Origin of the sequence: Arthrobacter sp. U41 (assembly GCF_001750145.1) — a bacterium.
Classification (GTDB): Bacteria; Actinomycetota; Actinomycetes; order Actinomycetales; family Micrococcaceae; genus Arthrobacter.
On sequence record NZ_CP015734.1, the window covers coordinates 74,198 to 92,096 of the forward strand.

The window sequence follows — 17,899 nt, forward strand, 5'->3', positions numbered from 1 at the left end:
GATGCTCAACGTCCTTGGACCATGCTGGGCGACAACACCCCCTACCACCACGACCCAGTGCCCGCGCGCCCTGCACTCCAGCCAATTTCCCGGCCGACCCACAACTTCACCCACCGGCGATCGCAATCCCCAGCGGTAAGTGGGTGGGCTGTCGGAGCCAGCCTTTCCGGCGGCTCCGACCATTGACCAGTACGCCGGTTCGGCGTACTGGACCCCCGGGGTGGATGTGCCCGGAGCGGTTGGCGTTGAACCGAACCAAGGGTCATCGGCAGCGTCCACCCGGCTGCTGATGCTGAGGCCCGGAAGTGCTCAAAGTTCCACCGGCCGTTCGTTCACGGGCGTCACCCGGATCCGCCCAATGCGCAGGCCGTCCATCGCGAGCACCGTGAACACATGGCCTGGCACTTCCACCCGGTCCCCGCCACGGGGCAGGCGGCCGAGACGGTCCATGACAAATCCGGCGACTGTTTCGTAATGCCCCTCCGGCAGTGCTATGCCGGTCGCTGACTGAAACTCCTGCAGAATCAGGCCGCCGTCAATGTCGACAGAACCGTTGGCCACGCTCACGCGATCCTCGTGGTCGGCCCCGGTGTCGTACTCATCGTAGATTTCACCCACCAGTTCCTCGACCAGGTCCTCCAGGGTGACGATGCCATCGGTGCCCCCATACTCGTCAACCACCAGCGCTATGTGATGACCCAGTCGGCGCATTCTGGCCAGCGAAGGCAGCACCCTGTTCGTTCCCGGCAGCGGAAGAATCTCGCGAACAATGCTCTTCACTGTCCCCTCCTCGTACAAGTCGGCCCGGGGCATCAGGTCACGGATGTGGACGAAACCGAGGACGTCATCCACGGTCCGGCCAATCACCGGATAGCGCGAGTACCGGCCGTCCCTGACGATGCTGCGGGCAGCCGCAATGCTTAGTGTGCCGTCGATGAATGCCACCTCAGTGCGGGGGCGCATGACTTCATGGAGGGAGCGGTCCCCGCCCCAAACACGTCACTGAGGATGTTTCGGCTGTGTTCTTCCAGCATGTCACTCTCCGCGACCATGTCCCACAGTTCCTCGGAGCTGACGCTCTGCTGGTTGGCGTGGGGATCGCCGCCGAAGAGCTTGACCAGGGCATTGGTTGAGACAGACAGCGTCCAGATGACGGCCGCATGATTCCGCAAGGGTGTTCAGCGGAGGGGCCAGAACTTCGTGAAGCCGACAGCGTTCTGCATCGCCAACCTCTTGGGCACCAACTCACCGAGGACCAGGGATAGATATGCCACCACAACGTCATTCCGATGAAGGACACCGGCTCTGCCGCGGGGCCCAGCCCGATATTTTCCAGCAGGGGTTCCACATCGGGTGCGATGGTGGAAGCACCATAAGCGACTGAGAAAAAGCCCGAAAGCGTCACGCCAATCTGAACAGTTGACAGGAATCGATTGGGATTACGGGCCAAAGCGGCAATCCGGGCCCCCCGCTTCCCAAGCTTCTCTATCTGACGCACCTGGCTCTCGCGAAGGGACACCAGCGCCATTTCCGTAGCAGCGAAGACCCCTCCCAACAGCACAAAAAAGAGAACCAGCAGGAAATTGACCAAGGTGCTGCTATCCATGAACCGACACTACCGACCCCCGGCACCGAATGGGGTGGCAGCCGGAAGGGCAAACCAAGCAGGAACGCCTTGGTAGCTCTGGGCCCCGGCGTCGGGCGGCGCGCCGGGCGTGGAGACAGTCCCGGCCTTGGCTTTAGTCTGGGCGGACTATTCGGAGGCGGGTGCTTCCGGCATGATGCGCTGCAAGAGCGCGTCGTGTGCCTTCTCTGCGATATCTGCCCGGGCCCCGGCCGCGGCCAGCCTGGCACCACGAGGACCCGGCCATTATCTCGCTGCGTACCTTGGCCAACACCCTCGACGCGAATCCAGGTCCATGGGGAGACATCGACGATTAACTGTTAGTCGTTCACCATTCGCCTTTACGCCGAATCCGGTCAAGTGGGTGCCTTCACGGTATTGGCTGTCCCGCCCTGGTCGTTCCGACCGGATACCCGGTTCCGTCGTCGTTGAGATGCCCGTTTAGCCCAACGGTGAAAATGCCCGCAAGGGTCCGGCATCCCCTATCTGCAACGCTTGAGGCTGTGTCAGAAACACCGGTGCAGTGGGCCCTTTGCCTACTTGGGTTTGGTGAGCATGTCCTTGGCTTCTTCGCTTGGTACCGCGGCCTGGCCACCGCCCCCATGACCCGAGTCAGCCAGATCCAGCTCCTCCAGCCCGTGTTGAGCATCTGCTGGGCAGGGCTCCTGCTGGGCCAGGCCCTGACCTGGCTGACCTTCACCGGCGGCCTCGCCGTCATCCTCTACGCAGACACTGCAGTCCGCGTCCGGCGCAACCCGCGCCTTACCGGGAAATGAGCTTTTGGCCGTCGGGCCGCAGCTCTCCGGCAGGTGAGACGTGCCGGTAGAGGGTCTGGCGGGTGATGCCGAGTTCGGTGCAGAGTTCGCTGACTTTGGTTCCGGGTTTGCCCATGGACGCCATGGCGAGCCGGAGCTTCGCGGGGGTCATCTTGTACGGGCGGCCTCCGCTACGGCCCCGGGCGCGGGCGGAAGCGAGCCCGGCGAGGGTGCGCTCGGAGATCAGTTCACGTTCGAACTCGGCGAGGGCAGCGAAGATTCCGAAGACGAGCTTCCCGGAGGCCGTGGTGGTGTCGATCGCAGCGCCCTGCCCGGTGAGGACCTTGAGCCCGATACCGCGTTCGGTCAGGTCGTGGACGATGTTGACCAGATGTCGCAGGTCCCGGCCGAGCCGGTCGAGCTTCCAGACCATGAGGGTGTCGCCGTGGCGCAGGGCTTTGAGGCAGGCGGCCAACTGGGGCCGGTCATCCTTCTTCCCGGAAGCCCGGTCTTCGTAGAGGGAGTCAGCGTTGATGCCGGCGGCCAGGAGTGCGTCGCGCTGCAGGTCCGTGGTCTGGGACCCGTCGGCTTTGGAGACGCGCATGTATCCGACGAGCACGGCAGTTCTCCTTGTTATTTATACGTTCGTTTAAGTGACAACAGGAATCGAAACATAACCGAATCTGAGAATTGTCACTTTACCCGTTACTTATCCTAAGTCATGCAAAGGATACGCGGTCGTCGATATGTGACAGGCCTTCCGGAGGAATGCCGAGGCCGGAGAAGTCTGCCCGTAGCCGGGTCGCAGATCCGGTGTCCCGGCACCTGATGAGGGCGAAGTTATAGGGCTCTTCGAGGTTCCCGGGGAATGGTCTGCTGAGATGATTGCTCATGCTGCCATCCGGGCTGCACTTCTCAAGAGGATACGCGATTTGTAGTTGTCCGGGTTTCGATAGCCTCGTGCGGTTCGTTTGATGTGCTTGATGGCGGTGTTATTGGCCTCGACCTTGGCTGTTGTGGCTCCGGTGACGATGAGGACTTCGATCTCGGCCCACCACCGGCAGATAGTCCGGTAGAGCCTGTTGGTTTCTGGCATCGCCGCCCGTTCGACCAGGTCCGCCAGGGCAGACTTCGCCGCTGCGGCGTCTTCGAGGGAGCCTGTGTTCAGCAGCGTGCGGAGTTGTTCCTTGACCTGCCACGCGGCCTGAAGGCTGCCAGTGGGATCATCAGCGGCGAACACGCCTGCAAGGCGATGCCGGGCACGTTCTGAGAGTTTCTCATCGGCCTTCAGCAGCAGCATCCGATTCGCCCACGCCGGGTCAGTGGCCCTGCCCCGCCGGCCCCGAACCTGTTGTGACAGGCCCTGACGGACGGTCGTGAGCATGTCGTTGGCCAGCATCGTCACGTGGAACAGATCTACCGACACCGCCGAGCGTGGAAGCCACATCCGCAGTGCTTTCCGGAACGCCGCGGACGGGTCGATCGCGACGACCTGCACGCCGAGCCGCCAGTGCAGCGGCCGGGCGAAGAGCCAGTCTCCGACGCCCTTGTGGTCGCGTCCGTCCACGATGCCCAGGACCTGGCCGGTGTCCAGGTCAACGATCGTTGTCATCCACGGCTCGTACCGGGTCCAGACCTTCGTGCCCGGGTCCTGGAAGAACCGCACAGAACGGTAGCGGTGCTCATCGATGCCCAGCATCCTGGGCATGAGAAGGTCCACATCCGGCAGCCGGAGAGCGGCGTCGCCGATGACCTGCTGGACCAGCCACCACGAGATCCCGAATGCCATGGCGGTCTCAGACACGGCCCGGCCTGAATCTATGACCGCATCCAGTACGGTCTCGCGCAGCCGCCGTGTCGACCGTGCCCGGCGCGGCACCTGCGGCGTCGCCTCACAGAACGATTTCCGCTCACACAGGTACTCATCACAGAACCAGCGCCGCTTGTCCCAGAGGAGCACCACCGCGCCGGCAACCGGGATGTCACGCAGCCGCTGGCACCGGCGTTCCTTCACCCGCGAAGCGATCACCCCGCAGCTCGGACAGCCTGGCGGGAAGGTGGACTCCACCGTGACATGACGTGCCCCGTCCGGGAGTACGACCGTGCCGGTGACACGGTAATCGGGCAGGTTGAAGATCATGCTGGCAGCATCATGGCCAGCCCCAGTAGGCTCTAACAAGGCTCGTGGTTCCTGTTCAGGTTGAATGCGTAGTAACACTCATCCCAGCAGGACCACGAGTCCTCTTCTAGCTACAACACGAACCTATTTCCCCGGGAACCTTGAAGAGCCAGTTATAGAGAGCCTGCGCCTCGGATCTTCCCGGGCCGCCTGAATCGCCCCTCACCGATGCGCAAAGATTCCGCGTCCACTCCACTACCTCGCTGTTGTGCAGAGGAGTATCAAGCAGAAACGACGTTAGTGCAGAGGGGTACTGAAAAATCAGTGCTCAACACTCGCCTGCACAACCCCGAGAACACACGGGCCATCGTGCAGGCGGGTATTGAAAATGACAAGTGCCCTGTCTTCCTGGGGTCGGATCGGATGTCTCAACAAGTAAAAGCTTTGCAAGACACTCCACCGATGTGCCATTGCTCGGCAACGGCCGTCGAGCCTACCCGCCCAGCCCTCGTCGTCGTCGTCAGGACAGTGCCAAGGCCCAAGAGCTTGTGTGGGTCCGGAACGCAGGAGAGCGCGTCCAGCAGCGTGGCCAGCGTGACGCCCGGGTCCATTGTCGCCAGCCGGCCAACAAGGGTCTGGATGGGCGAAGACGTCATGACGGAACGCCTGTTGAACGGCGGTTTTGAACGATCACCTGTTTACCGGCGGTTCCCCTGTATTAAGAGCACTTGCGCCGGGCATGCCGGCATCAGCGCCACAACCCTGCACACGACTTTGCACCAGCCCTGGGTGCCGAGTCGGGGCAGGGCTTAGCGTGGGATTTTTTCCGTTTCCAGTAACCCGGATGAGATTGACATGGACACAGCATCGGGTTGGTTGACTGTTCCTGATGCGCCGTCAAGGGCACCGACGCGGCACTCCGTGAAACGCATCTGACTCACCGATGGCGGTTCTCAGGCGCTTCGCTGTGCCGCTGCCGTCCCGGATCGATAAGGTCTCACACCTGCCTGTGAGCAGCCGCGCAGCAGGGCCGTCACCGGCCGGGCGCTGCTGCCAGGATAGTCACCGGGCCCGGCAATGCTGGGGGCCGCGCCCGGTGACCAGACCCGAAGTGCGCGGACACCGTGCAACATCAGGACGGGGCAAGTCTGGTCGAAACTCCTTGTAAAAACCCCGAACGTAGACCCCGCCCGCGGGCAATGCACCCACCCCACGCCGGGGAGGGTCGTCCGCCGCGCGGCGGGCTGTGGGTGGCCGCTTCGGCAGGACTCCTCCGGCCGCGGTCGTTGTCTGCTCCCGGCAAGGTTTGAAGGACGTGCCGCCGTTCACCGTATGCGGTTACGAACGTTCAGGCCATGAGTCCGGGGCCGATCAATGCCTGGACTTCCTCGCTTCGGTTCCTCAAGCGCCGACGCACCGTTGACGAAAAGCCCGCCTCAGGCCGCTCAAAGGCCGTTACTGGCTCGCCGGGGGTTCCTCGGGGCCGTCTTCGGCTTTGGTCTTGTGGCGGGCCTCCTGCTGATGCTCCTCAAGCTTCTGTTCCGCATCCCGGCGACGCTGGCCCACGGTGCGCATCCCCTGGGTGGGCGGCGCTGCCTGATGTTCTCTGCTTGCCGGCGCCCGGTCATTCCTTCCCGCTCCATCAGTGGCGGGGGGCGCCGGACCATTGTTTTCACTTCCGCTCATGCAGGCATGGTCCCACGATGGGGCCACGGGGAAAAGCGGCGCTCAACGCAGAAGGTTGATGCGGGGATCTCCAGTGCAGGGAATAACCGCACTCCTATGGTTCGGCGCGTGAAACGATGTACTTTATGGAGAGTCCGGGGACGTTGGACGCGCACCGCCTTGACGGCGGACAGCCTTCCCAGGCGGACATCGATCTGTACCGCGTGCTCAGCGCGGACATCTCCGCCGGCGTCGCTGTGGTTTCCACATCCCTGCGCAAGCGCGACTACGCGGCAACGGTGACTGCTTTTCTCTCCGTCTCCTATGACCCTCCTACGATGCTGGTCAGCCTCTACGCGGGCTCACGCATCGGCGAAGCGGTCGCCGCGACGGGTACATGGGCGTTGAGTCTGCTGCGCAGCAAGCACCAAGGCGCAGCGGACTGGCTGGCCAGTCCAGGGACCCCGGTTGAGGGCCTGCTGGCCCAGGTCCCGTACCGCCGTGGCCCGGCCACCGGATCGGTGATCCTCGACGGATCGATCGCGTACTTCGAGCTGAGAACGGTTGCCATCCATCCGGCGGCTACACATCTGCTCGTCGTAGGAGAGGTAGTTGCGTTGGGCGGTGACGCTCCGGGGTCGGAGATACCGGACCCGCTCATACATTTTGCTTCCGCCTACCACCGCCTGGCGCTTTAGAAGCTGCCCGCCCAGATGTACTAACCCGGTACGTTGGTGACGCGTTTGGTGGGTGAGGCGCCTTTGAGTGCCGTGTGGGGCCTGTGGTGATTGTAGTGCCCGATGAAGTCCTCGCTTGGGGGCGGTGCCGAAACCACAGTTACAGCAGAGTCCAGTGGTGACATCGCCGTCGTCGTGGCAGTCGGCGCCGACGAGGGAACCGTTGCTACCTGCCGGACGCATCCCGCCGGCGAATGCTCCGGGAGGTTCCTGCCGTGCTTTAGCCGCTTTCTCCTTCGGGCATCGGATGCGCTGCTTGGGCCCATTGCATCTTAAGAGTCGATGCTGGAACCGATTCGCTGCGGTTCCGCATTGGTGCGCGCACACTACAGGAGGTGTCATTGCGGCGGAGGTCACTTGCTGTGGCTCGCCAGATAGCGGTGTGAAGGCCTGCCCCTTACCCGGGAAGGTCACATGAATCTGGCTCTGTAATATCCTGCCTGCCGCGAACACCCCCAAGGGGGCCTGAGGCGACGTAGCATCAAGGTAGGCGGCAGCCAGGAGTGTGGCGAAATGTTTGAGCGATTTACCGACCGTGCCCGACGTGTAATGGTGCTGGCCCAGGAAGAGGCCCGACTGCTGAACCACAATTACATCGGTACCGAACACATCCTTCTGGGTCTGATCCACGAGGGTGAAGGCGTTGCCGCCAAGGCCCTTGAATCCCTGGACATCTCACTTGAGGGTGTCCGGGAGCAGGTGCAGGAGATCATCGGCCAGGGCCAGCAGTCCCAGCCCGGCCACATCCCCTTCACCCCGCGCGCCAAGAAAGTGCTGGAGCTCTCGCTGCGCGAGGCCCTTCAGCTGGGCCACAACTACATCGGCACGGAGCACATCCTGCTCGGCCTCATCCACGAGGGTGAAGGTGTTGCCGCCCAGGTGCTGGTCAAACTCGGCGCGGACGTCAACCGCGTCCGTCAGCAGGTCATCCAGCTGCTCTCCGGCTACCAGGGCAAGGAAACCACCGGCGCAGACTTAGGCCCGGGCCAGGCCGAAGCGACTCCCGCCGGTTCCGTGGTCCTGGACCAGTTCGGCCGCAACCTGACCCAGGCTGCGCGGGAGAACAAGCTGGACCCGGTGATCGGGCGCGAATCCGAGATGGAACGCGTCATGCAGGTCCTGTCCCGCCGCACCAAGAACAACCCGGTGCTGATCGGTGAGCCCGGCGTCGGCAAGACCGCCGTCGTCGAGGGCCTGGCCCAGGCGATTGTCCGCGGCGACGCGCCCGAGACTCTCAAGGACAAGCAGCTGTACACCCTGGACCTCGGCTCCGTGGTCGCAGGTTCCCGCTACCGCGGTGACTTCGAAGAGCGGCTGAAGAAGGTCCTCAAGGAGATCCGCACCCGCGGCGACATTCTTTTGTTCATTGATGAGATCCACACCCTCGTGGGTGCCGGTGCGGCCGAGGGTGCCATCGATGCGGCCTCGATCCTGAAGCCGCTGCTGGCCCGGGGCGAGCTCCAGACCATCGGTGCGACCACGCTGGATGACTACCGCAAGTATGTGGAGAAGGACGCCGCGCTGGAGCGGCGCTTCCAGCCGATCCAGGTCAAGGAACCCTCCGTGGCTGACACCATCGAGATCCTCAAGGGCCTGCGTGACCGGTACGAGGCGCACCACCGCGTCACCATCACCGACGGCGCGCTGGTCGCTGCGGCGACCCTCTCGGCGCGTTACATCTCGGACCGGTTCCTGCCGGACAAGGCGATCGACCTGATCGACGAGGCCGGTGCACGGCTACGCATCCGCCGGATGACCGCCCCGCCGGAGCTCAAGGTCATGGACGAGCGCATCGCCGCGATGAAGCTGGCGAAGGAGTCCGCGTTGGATGCGGAAGACTACGAGGGTGCCGCGGCGCTGCGCGACGAGGAGCAGAAGCTCGTCGCCGTGCACAGAGAGAAGGAACGCCACTGGAAGACCGGCGGCATGGACGACATCTCCGAGGTAGATGAGGACCTGATCGCGGAGGTGCTGGCGAACTCCACCGGCATTCCGGTCTTCAAGCTCACCGAGGAGGAGTCCAGCCGTCTGCTGAGGATGGAAGACGAGCTGCACCAGCGTGTTGTGGGCCAGGAGGAGGCGATAAAGTCGGTCTCGCGGGCCATCCGCCGCACCCGTGCAGGCCTGAAGGACCCGAAGCGTCCGGGCGGGTCGTTCATCTTCGCCGGGCCCACGGGCGTCGGCAAGACCGAGCTGGCCAAGGCCTTGGCCGAGTTCCTGTTCGGCGAGGAGGACGCCTTGATCACCCTGGACATGTCCGAGTACTCGGAGAAGCACACGGTGTCGCGTCTCTTCGGTGCCCCTCCGGGCTACGTCGGGTACGACGAGGGCGGGCAGCTGACCGAAAAGGTCCGGCGCCGTCCGTTCTCCGTGGTGCTCTTCGACGAAGTCGAGAAGGCCCACGCGGACCTCTTCAACTCACTCCTGCAGATCATGGAAGACGGCCGCCTGACCGACAGCCATGGCCGGGTGGTGGACTTCAAGAACACCGTGATCATCATGACCACCAACCTCGGCACCCGCGACATCTCCAAGAGCGTGGCCACCGGCTTCCAGTCCGGCACGGACACCCAGACCGGCTACAACCGGATGCGCGCCCGCGTCACGGAGGAGCTCAAGACCCACTTCCGCCCCGAGTTCCTGAACCGGGTTGACGACGTCATCGTCTTCCCCCAGCTGACCCAGGACGAGATCATCCAGATCGTGGACATGTTCGTGGGCCGGCTGGAGCAGCGCCTTGCGGACAAGGACATGGGCATCGAGCTCACGCCCGCGGCCAAGGTGCTCCTGGCAACCCGCGGCTACGATCCCGCAATGGGTGCCCGGCCGCTGCGCCGCACCATCCAGCGCGAAATCGAGGACCAGCTCTCCGAGAAGATACTCTTCGGCGAGCTGCACGCAGGCGACATCGTGGTGGTGGACGTGGACGACGAAGGCGACGACGCCAGGTTCACCTTCGCAGGAAACACCAAGCCGCGGATCCCGGACGCACTGCCCGCCGCGAGCTAAACGGAAAACCGCCGCTGGCCACCGCCGAGGCGGGCGGAAATCTGGTGTCTCACCTCATTGTCCTGCAGGCCGCACAGGATCGGCACGGGCAAACTCAGGCCCCTACGATCACCTTCCAAGGCTTAGCGTGGTATTTTTTCCGTTTTCTGAAGCGCCCCGAGTTCGTACGGGGCCTGCAGTTCCTTGGCGGCGACGTAGAGCTCGTCCTCGGCCATGCCGGCGAGCTTCTTGATCTCGGCCCGGATCTGGCGCATGTGGGTGGTGGCGTTGGAGACGTCGCCGGTGCCGGCCTCGCCCTTGGAGCGGATCATCGCCGCACCCTCGTTGATGCGGCGCAGCGCCTCACCGAGGTTGGTGGCGCCGCAGACGAAGGGAATGGTGAAGTTCCACTTGTCGATGTGGTTCGCGTAGTCGGCCGGGGTCAGGACCTCGGACTCGTCGATGTAATCCACGCCGAGGGTCTGGATGACCTGGGCCTCGACGAAGTGGCCGATCCGAACCTTGGCCATGACCGGGATGGACACGGCGGCGATGATCGCCTCGATCATGTCCGGATCGGACATGCGGGACACGCCGCCCTGGGCGCGGATGTCGGCGGGAACGCGCTCGAGGGCCATGACTGCCACGGCTCCGGCATCCTCAGCGATGCGGGCCTGCTCAACGTTGACGACGTCCATGATGACGCCGCCCTTGAGCATCTCCGCCATGCCCCGCTTGACGTGGTTGCTGCCCGTAACCCGGGAAAGTGGCTGATTCACTGGATGTCTCTTTCGTAGTTGTGGGTGGTGATAGGTGCGGGATGCTGCCACGGTCGCGGCCGACTCCTGGTTGGATAGGAGGCTACTTCAGCACGACGGTCCGGTTGCCCTGGAGGAAGACGCGTCCCTCGCAGTGCCAGCGGACGGCGTTGGACAGTGCTTTGCGCTCGGTGTCCCGTCCGGCGGCGACGAGGTCCTCGGCGGTGTAGGTGTGGTCCACCTCCACCACCTGCTGGGAGATGATCGGTCCCTCATCGAGCTCCGCGTTGACGTAGTGGGCGGTGGCGCCGACGGTCTTCACGCCGCGGGCGTGTGCCTGATGGTAGGGCTTGGCGCCCTTGAAGCTGGGCAGGAAAGAGTGGTGGATGTTAATGGCGCGGCCGTCCAGGCGGCGGGTGAGATCGTCGCTGAGGACCTGCATGTAACGGGCCAACACCACCAGTTCGACGTCGAGCCGGTCGACGAGTTCCATCAGGCTCTCCTCGGCCGCCGGCTTAGTGTCGGCCGTGACGGGCACGTCGAAGAAGGGGATGCCGTGCCATTCCACGATCCCGCGGTGGTCCGGATGGTTCGAGACGACCCCGACAATATCGATGGGCAGCTCGCCGATACGGGCGCGGAACAGCAAGTCGTTGAGGCAGTGCTCGAATTTGGACACCATGATCAGGACCCGGCATTTCGTCCCCGCGGCCCGCAGGTGCCACTGCATACCAAACCTTTCGGCCACGGGACCGAAAGCCTCCCGGAGCGATTCGAGGGTGGCCGGCCCGCCGGGGGAGTCCCCGGACGAGGCAAAGTGGAGCCGCATGAAGAAATGGCCGTCGTCCTGGGAATCGAATTGCTTGCTCTCCAGGATGTCGCAGCCCTCTTCCAGCAGGAATCCGGACACAGCGTGCACGATTCCCCGGGTCTCCGGGCAATCGAGGGTCAGAACGAAGTCAGCGGCCGTGCTATTCAAGGTATCCACGGGTCAGCACTCGATCACGTTCACGGCCAGGCCTCCGCGGGAGGTTTCCTTGTACTTGGTCTTCATGTCCGCTCCTGTCTCACGCATGGTCTTGATCGCTTTGTCCAGCGATACTTTGTGGCTGCCGTACCCCTGCAGGCACAGGCCGGCGGCGTTGATGGCCTTCACACTGGCGATGGTGCGGCGTCAATCCGTGTCATGCGAGGGCCCCCTGCACGGAGCCAATGACTTCGGGTGATTCAGGAGCCATCGTCGAGGCAAAGCGCGCTACAACCCCACCGTCGCGGTTCACTAGAAACTTCTCGAAATTCCACTGCACCTGCTCCGGAAGATCGGGATTTCTGAACTTGGTTAGTTCCGCGTAGAGCGGGTGCTGGTCCTCGCCATGGACGTCTGCCTTGGCAGTCATCGGGAACGTCACACCGAAGTTGCGTTCGCAGAACTCGGCAATCTCGGCGTCGGCCCCGGGCTCCTGCCCGGCAAACTGATTGCACGGGATCCCCAGCACCGCGAATCCCTGCTCCCGGAACTTGTTGTGCAGCGCCTCTAGTCCTGCGTACTGCGGCGTGTGTCCGCAATGGGACGCGACGTTCACCACCAGTACCACCTCCCCCTTGAAGCGGCCGAAGTCAGCGTCCGTTCCGTCGATAAGGGTAAGGGGAATGGAGTGCAGAGCGGTCATGAGGCATCCTCGCAAAGTTGTTGATCCGAAGCGGCATCCCGGAAACGGCGCCGCCGCTCGCTTGGCACCACCGCACGTGGAACTCCATGGTTCCCTGCACGCCGCACGCCTGCCCCTTGCCGCGGCGGGATCCCGACTAAATGGCCATCATGGCTCAACATTCGATGACGTTCACGGCGAGGCCTCCGCGGGAGGTTTCCTTGTACTTGGTTTTCATGTCCGCTCCTGTTTCGCGCATGGTTTTGATGGCTTTATCCAGCGACACTTTGTGGCTGCCGTCGCCGTGCAGGCACAGGCGGGCGGCGTTGATGGCCTTGACGCTGGCAATGGCATTGCGTTCGATGCAGGGGATCTGCACCAGTCCGCCGACGGGGTCGCAGGTCAGCCCGAGGTTGTGTTCGATTCCGACTTCGGCGGCGTTTTCCACCTGCGCGGGGGTGCCGCCCAGGACTTCGCACAGCCCGGCCGCCGCCATGGAGCAGGCCGATCCGACTTCGCCCTGGCAGCCGACTTCCGCGCCGGAGATGGAGGCATTGATCTTGAAGAGGATCCCGACGGCGGCGGCCGTCAGCAGGAAGCGGACGACGCCGTCGTCGTCGGCCCCGGGGACGAACTTGACGTAGTAGTGCAGCACCGCCGGCACGATCCCGGCGGCACCGTTGGTGGGGGCGGTGACGATGCGGCCGCCGGCGGCGTTTTCCTCATTGACTGCCAGGGCGAACAGGTTCACCCATTCCATGGCGAGCAGCGGGTCGGCGGGCACCTGGACCGGTGAGGGGTTCCGGGCGTCCGTCTCGGCGCTGACGGCGGATGCTGCCAGCGTCCGGAACAGGGATGGGGCGCGCCGCTTGACGTTCAGCCCGCCGGGCAGGATTCCCTCGGCCGCGCAGCCGTTCTCCACGCACTGGCGCATGACCGCCCACAGGGCCAGGAGCCTGTCCCTGAGTTCGGCTTCGCTGCGCCAGACGAGTTCGTTGGCGAGCATCACGTCGGAGATGGACATGCTCTCCCGCTGACAGATGTCCAGGAGTTCGTCGGCTGTGGTGAAGGGATAGGGCAGCACAGTGTCGTCTGCCACCACCTGGTCGCCCGCGTCGGCGTCGCCGTCAACAACGAAGCCGCCTCCAATCGAGTAGTAGCTGCGCTCCTTGAGAACGGCGCCGGTGTGGTCCAGGGCCCGGAAGGTCATGCCGTTGGGGTGGGCCGGCAGGGACTTGCGGCGGTGCAGCAACACGTCCTCGTCCCAGTTGAAGTCCACCCGGTGGTTCCCGCCGATCCGGAGTTCGGCATCCAGGGCAGCGGCCGCCACCTGGTCATCGGCGGTTCCTGTGTCCACCGTGTCCGGGTCCTGGCCCTGGAGGCCCAGCACCACGGCCTTGTCTGAACCGTGGCCCCGGCCGGTGGCGCCGAGGGAGCCGAACAGTTCGGCCTGCACCCTCGTGGTGGAGCTCAGCTGTCCGTCGCTTTTAAGTCCGTCGGCGAACCGTTTGGCCGCCCGCATCGGGCCGACCGTGTGGGAAGAGGACGGCCCGATGCCAACAGAGAACAGGTCCAGGACGCTGAGCGCCATCAGGGGACCTCGGGGGACGCGTATTCGCGCATGGCGTCGAGGAGCCAGCGTCCGAGGAACTCCGCGAAGGATGCCCGCGGGAAGAGCCGGAAGCTGTCCTCCCCGGTCTTCTGCAGCAACACCGGGATGTTGCCGACCTCGGTGGTCAGCGCCGTTCCCGGGGTGAAGCTGCGGGGGTGCAGGTCAAGGGCGCAGCCCTTTTCCAGGGCTGCCCGGGCGCGGGGGCCTGAGAGCTCGAACGTGGTGCGGTTGGCGGAGAGGTCCACCACCTGGCCCGGGGCGTCGCCCAGTGCTTCCACGAGGGAGCCGATGAGGCTGCCGCCCAAGGAATCGTGGGCAGCTTCCGGTGCCACTGCCATGAACTCGGACGGTCCGAGCCAGAGGACGCTGATGCTGTCCGTGCCGGTCACTTCGCCGCAGCGTGCCGGCAGTCCGCCGGTCACGGCTGCGATCCGTGTTCCTCCCCCGGAGCGGGGGTCCACGCGGATTCCGGCCATGGTCTGGAACGGGCCTTCGTTGAGGACGGCCTTGCCCGGGACGGAGCCGGCCGCCAGCGCTTCGGTCAGGTGGGAGGCGGGGCTGCGGCGGATGTCCCGGAGTCCATTGATACCTGTCAGTGCTGCTGTATTAGCCATCTTTGCGGGTCCCTTCGGGGTCAAAAAGTACGGTTTCTGCGATAACGACATCAACCAGCTGGTCGCCGGCGGCGGCCACGAGGGTCTCACCGATGCGGTTGCGGCCATTCTTGATCAGTGCCAGCCCAAAGGAACGGCCAAGGGCGGCACTGTGGTAGCTCGAGGTCACGAAGCCCTCCATGGGGACGGGGCCGTAGGCGGGGCTGGTGGGGATGCCCTTTTCCACAAGCTGGGTGCCTTCGGGCAGCCGGAGCGTCTTGTCCACGGGAAGGACGCTGACCAGGTGCCGGCGGTCCTCGCGCTTGGCATCGGCGCGGGCGTAGGAGCGTTTGCCGATGAAGTCCTTGACCTTGGAAACCACCCATTCCATGCCGGCGTCCTGCGGGGTCACGGTCCCGTCGGTGTCCTGCCCGACGATCGGGTAACCCTTCTCGGCACGCAGCACGTGCATGGTTTCGGTGCCGTAGGGCGTGATGTTGAATTCGGCCCCTGCGGCGGCCACGGCTTCCCAGGTGTTCAGCCCGTACCAGGACGGAACGTTGATCTCGTAGGCAAGTTCGCCGGAGAACGAGATCCGGCAGACCCGGGCCTGCACGCCCGAGGCGAGGGTGGTTTCGCGGAAGGTCATGAACGGGAAGGCTTCCGCTTCCAGCCCGCCGTCGGCGGCAAGCTGCGGGGCCACCTTTGCGAGTACGGCGCGGGATTTGGGTCCGACGACGGCGATGGTGCTCCACTGTTCGGTCACCGAGGTGCAGTGCACGTCCAGTTCAGGCCATTCGGTCTGCAGCCATTCCTCCAGCCAGTCGAGCACCTTGGCGGCGCCGCCGGTGGTGGTGGTCATGAAGTAGCGGTCCTCGTCGAGACGCAGGGTCACGCCGTCGTCGAAAATCATGCCGTCTGCCATGCACATCACGCCGTAGCGGGCGGAACCCGGGGCGAGCTTCTTGAACGCGTTGGTGTAGATCCGGTTGAGGAACTCACCGGCGTCCTTGCCGCGGATTTCGATCTTGCCCAGCGTGGTGGCGTCCATGAAGCCCACGGAGTCGCGGACGGCGGCGCATTCGCGCAGCACTGCGGCGTCCATGTCCTCCCCCGCCTGCGGGTAGTACCAGGGGCGCTTCCACTGCCCGACGTCCTCGAACAGGGCACCCTGGGCGACGTGCCACGGGTGGACCGAGGTGACGCGGGCGGGGTCGAACAGTTCGCCGCGCTGGCGTCCCGCGAGTGCCGCGAACGCCACCGGGGTGAACGGTGCCCGGTAGGTGGTGGTGCCGATGTCGCCGATCCCCCGCGATGCTTCCCCTGCCTGGCGGAGCGCGGCGGCGATGACGCCGATCGCGTTGACGCCGGAGGTCTTGCCCTGGTCATTGGCGGTGCTGATGGAGGTGTAGCGCTTGATGTGTTCCACGGACCGCATGCCGGCTCCGGTGGAGCGCAGCACGTCCGCCACAGACTGGTCACGCTGGAAGTCCACGAAGTGGTGGTGCCAGTCATCCGGCGTGCCTTCCTGGCCCGGGACCAGCCACAGCTGCCGGGTCGGGGCGGAGGCCTTCGGCTCCGAAAAGACCAGCGGATCGACGACTGCGTCGGAATTTTCAGGGCTGAAGCCTGCGGCGGCGGCGGCCGCCGCTCCGGCGGAGATGCCCTCGGCCAGGCAGTCCCCGAGTTCGAAGCTGCCGCGGCCGGAGCCAATGGTCTGCTGGTTCGGGACCACCGTGCTCGGCACGAAAGCGGCGAGCTCGTCGTCCCAGCGCAGCTTGCCCTGGCGCTGGGAGTGGAGATGGACCAGCGGGCTCCAGCCACCGGAAACTGCCAGCAGATCGCAGGCGATTTCTTCGACGCCGGAGGTGAGTTCGCCGTCGTCGTTGATGCTGCGGACGGTGACGGCGTCGAGCCGGCCGTCGCCGGAGTCCGAGGCGCTGGTGTTGGCAACGGCGCTGCCGGTCAGCACCCGGGTGCCTGCTTCGACGGCGGCCGCAGCAACTGCGGTCAGCTGCGGGCGGGCGTCAACGACGGCCTCAAGCTTGACGCCGGCGGCGCGGAGGTCCGCCGCCAGGGCGTAGGCGCTGTCATTGGTGGTGCTGATGACTACGCGCTGCCCCGCGGCAACGGCGTAACGGTTGAGATAACTGCGGACGGCCGAGGCCAGGATGATGCCGGGGCGGTCGTTGTTCTCGAAGACCAGCGGGCGTTCGTGGGCTCCGGGGGCAACCACCACCTGGTTGGCGCGGACATGCCAGATCCGCTGCCGGGACACGCCGGGGGCGGCCGGGCTGGACAGGTGGTCGGTACGGTTCTGGACCGCGATGACGTAGTTGGCGTCGTAGGCGCCGAAGGCGGATGTCCTGTTCAGGACGGTGGTTTCGGCTCCCGAGACGAGTTCCGCTTCCACGTCCGCTACCCATTCCAGCGCCGGCTTGCCTTCGATGGTCTCAGCCAACTCAGGTGCGGTGGAGCCGGAAAGGAGGGATCCGCCCAGTTCGGGCTGGTCGTCCATGAGGATCACGCGGGCGCCGGTGCGGACGGCCTCCCGGGCCGCCGCGAGGCCGGCGGGGCCGCCGCCGATCACCAGGACGTCGGTGTGGACGTACTTCTTGTCGTACTCGGCGCGGTCCTCCTCCGGGTCCAGCTTGCCCAGGCCGTTGAGGAATTCTGCCTTCAGGCCGTCCACCAGGGTGACCGTGGTCGCGGGGAGCATGGACTCGGCAACGTCGCCGGGGAAGCGCGGAGCAATTCTGACCATGGCGTTGGATTCCTCCACGCCGGCGGACATGATGCCGCGGGCCCGGCCCTCGTAGAGCGAGTTGCCGACGGCGATGCGGCCGTTCGCGATCAGGGCCGAGGCGAGGGTGTCGCCTGGGTGGCCCGTGAATTCCTCGCCGTCCACGGTGAAACGCCAGGAGATGGTGCGGTCGATTCGTCCGCCGCCGGCGAGGCGGGCGTTCTGGGAAGTCACTTGGTTGCTCCCTTCGGGGCGGTGGTGCTGGCGGGTGGTGCGGCCGGGGCGATGCTGGTCGCCGAGATGCTGGGCGCGGAACCCCCGGTGGTGGTGCTGTCAGCAGCGGTGCTGGCAGTGCCGGATTCGGCGGCGGCCGGGACCGTCACATCGGGCCGGGTCGCGCCCATCGGGTAGATGGCCTGGATGTCGTAGGTGAGCGTGTCGCGGAGCATGTTGAACCACTGGCGGCAGCCGGTGCTGTGCAGCCAGCGTTCGGCGAAAATGCCTTTGGGGTTCTCGCGGTAGAAAAGGTACTGGGCCCATTCCTTGTCGTCCAGGCCGTTCGGGTTCTCCGGGTACTTGACGTGGGCCTGGCCGCCGTAGTGGAACTCGGTCTCGTCGCGAGAGCCGCAGTTGGGGCATGAGATAAGCAGCATGTG

The 17,899-nt window shown here is 65.0% G+C and carries 10 protein-coding genes and 4 pseudogenes; 3 read left to right on the top strand and 11 right to left on the bottom strand.

Features of this window, described 5'->3' with window-relative positions; genetic code table 11:
* Positions 1–309 precede the first annotated feature (309 nt).
* A pseudogene (locus tag ASPU41_RS21155) lies at positions 310–1,606 on the bottom strand (hemolysin family protein).
* Positions 1,607–2,130: 524 nt separating this feature from the next.
* Here ASPU41_RS21155 and ASPU41_RS21160 point away from each other — a divergent pair.
* Positions 2,131–2,400: pseudogene (locus ASPU41_RS21160) on the top strand (EamA family transporter); the annotation flags it as partial.
* On the opposite strand, the gene ASPU41_RS21165 reads toward ASPU41_RS21160, so the two are convergent.
* Both ASPU41_RS21165 and ASPU41_RS21170 read right to left on the bottom strand, forming a co-directional pair.
* A complete protein-coding gene (locus ASPU41_RS21165; RefSeq protein ID WP_069953042.1) occupies positions 2,387–2,998 on the bottom strand; it encodes a recombinase family protein in 612 nt (203 codons plus the stop codon). The pseudogene ASPU41_RS21160 and the gene ASPU41_RS21165 sit on opposite strands and share 14 nt — an antisense overlap.
* A 270-nt stretch (positions 2,999–3,268) precedes the next feature.
* The gene (locus ASPU41_RS21170) at positions 3,269–4,558 is read right to left on the bottom strand and encodes an ISL3 family transposase (RefSeq protein ID WP_069953043.1); all 1,290 of its coding nucleotides are present in this window, start codon (positions 4,556–4,558) and stop codon (positions 3,269–3,271) included.
* A 1,751-nt stretch (positions 4,559–6,309) separates the two neighbouring features.
* Between ASPU41_RS21170 and ASPU41_RS21185 the strand changes: the two genes are divergently transcribed.
* Both ASPU41_RS21185 and ASPU41_RS21190 read left to right on the top strand, forming a co-directional pair.
* On the top strand, positions 6,310–6,861 hold the full coding sequence (locus ASPU41_RS21185) for a flavin reductase family protein (RefSeq protein ID WP_069953107.1): 552 nt from the start codon (positions 6,310–6,312) through the stop codon (positions 6,859–6,861).
* 552 nt (positions 6,862–7,413) lie between these two features.
* Positions 7,414–9,909, top strand: coding sequence for an ATP-dependent Clp protease ATP-binding subunit (locus ASPU41_RS21190; RefSeq protein ID WP_069953046.1), 2,496 nt, complete (start codon positions 7,414–7,416; stop codon positions 9,907–9,909).
* Positions 9,910–10,037: 128 nt separating this feature from the next.
* On the opposite strand, the pseudogene ASPU41_RS21195 reads toward ASPU41_RS21190, so the two are convergent.
* From ASPU41_RS21195 to ASPU41_RS21225, 8 genes and pseudogenes are all read right to left on the bottom strand, one after another.
* Positions 10,038–10,616 (bottom strand): annotated as a pseudogene (locus tag ASPU41_RS21195) (pyridoxal 5'-phosphate synthase lyase subunit PdxS); the annotation flags it as partial.
* A 133-nt stretch (positions 10,617–10,749) separates the two neighbouring features.
* Positions 10,750–11,634, bottom strand: coding sequence for a formyltetrahydrofolate deformylase (gene purU / locus ASPU41_RS21200; protein WP_069953047.1), 885 nt, complete (start codon positions 11,632–11,634; stop codon positions 10,750–10,752).
* Positions 11,635–11,637: 3 nt separating this feature from the next.
* A pseudogene (locus tag ASPU41_RS22400) lies at positions 11,638–11,820 on the bottom strand (L-serine ammonia-lyase, iron-sulfur-dependent, subunit alpha); the annotation flags it as partial.
* A 10-nt stretch (positions 11,821–11,830) separates the two neighbouring features.
* Complete coding sequence (locus ASPU41_RS21205) at positions 11,831–12,316, bottom strand: glutathione peroxidase (RefSeq protein ID WP_069953048.1); 486 nt, start codon at positions 12,314–12,316, stop codon at positions 11,831–11,833.
* 154 nt (positions 12,317–12,470) lie between these two features.
* Positions 12,471–13,886 (bottom strand): L-serine ammonia-lyase, encoded by a 1,416-nt coding sequence (locus ASPU41_RS21210; RefSeq protein ID WP_069953049.1) that lies wholly within the window; start codon positions 13,884–13,886, stop codon positions 12,471–12,473.
* Positions 13,886–14,521, bottom strand: a complete 636-nt coding sequence (locus tag ASPU41_RS21215) for a sarcosine oxidase subunit gamma (RefSeq protein ID WP_069953050.1) — start codon at positions 14,519–14,521, stop codon at positions 13,886–13,888. The genes ASPU41_RS21210 and ASPU41_RS21215 overlap by 1 nt, the downstream gene beginning before the upstream one ends.
* Positions 14,514–17,477 (bottom strand): 2Fe-2S iron-sulfur cluster-binding protein, encoded by a 2,964-nt coding sequence (locus ASPU41_RS21220; protein ID WP_069953051.1) that lies wholly within the window; start codon positions 17,475–17,477, stop codon positions 14,514–14,516. Before ASPU41_RS21220 ends, ASPU41_RS21215 begins: the two co-directional genes overlap by 8 nt.
* Positions 17,474–17,896: a sarcosine oxidase subunit delta gene (locus tag ASPU41_RS21225; RefSeq protein ID WP_069953052.1), complete on the bottom strand. Its 423-nt coding sequence runs from the start codon at positions 17,894–17,896 to the stop codon at positions 17,474–17,476. Before ASPU41_RS21225 ends, ASPU41_RS21220 begins: the two co-directional genes overlap by 4 nt.
* Between the last annotated feature and the right edge of the window lie 3 nt (positions 17,897–17,899).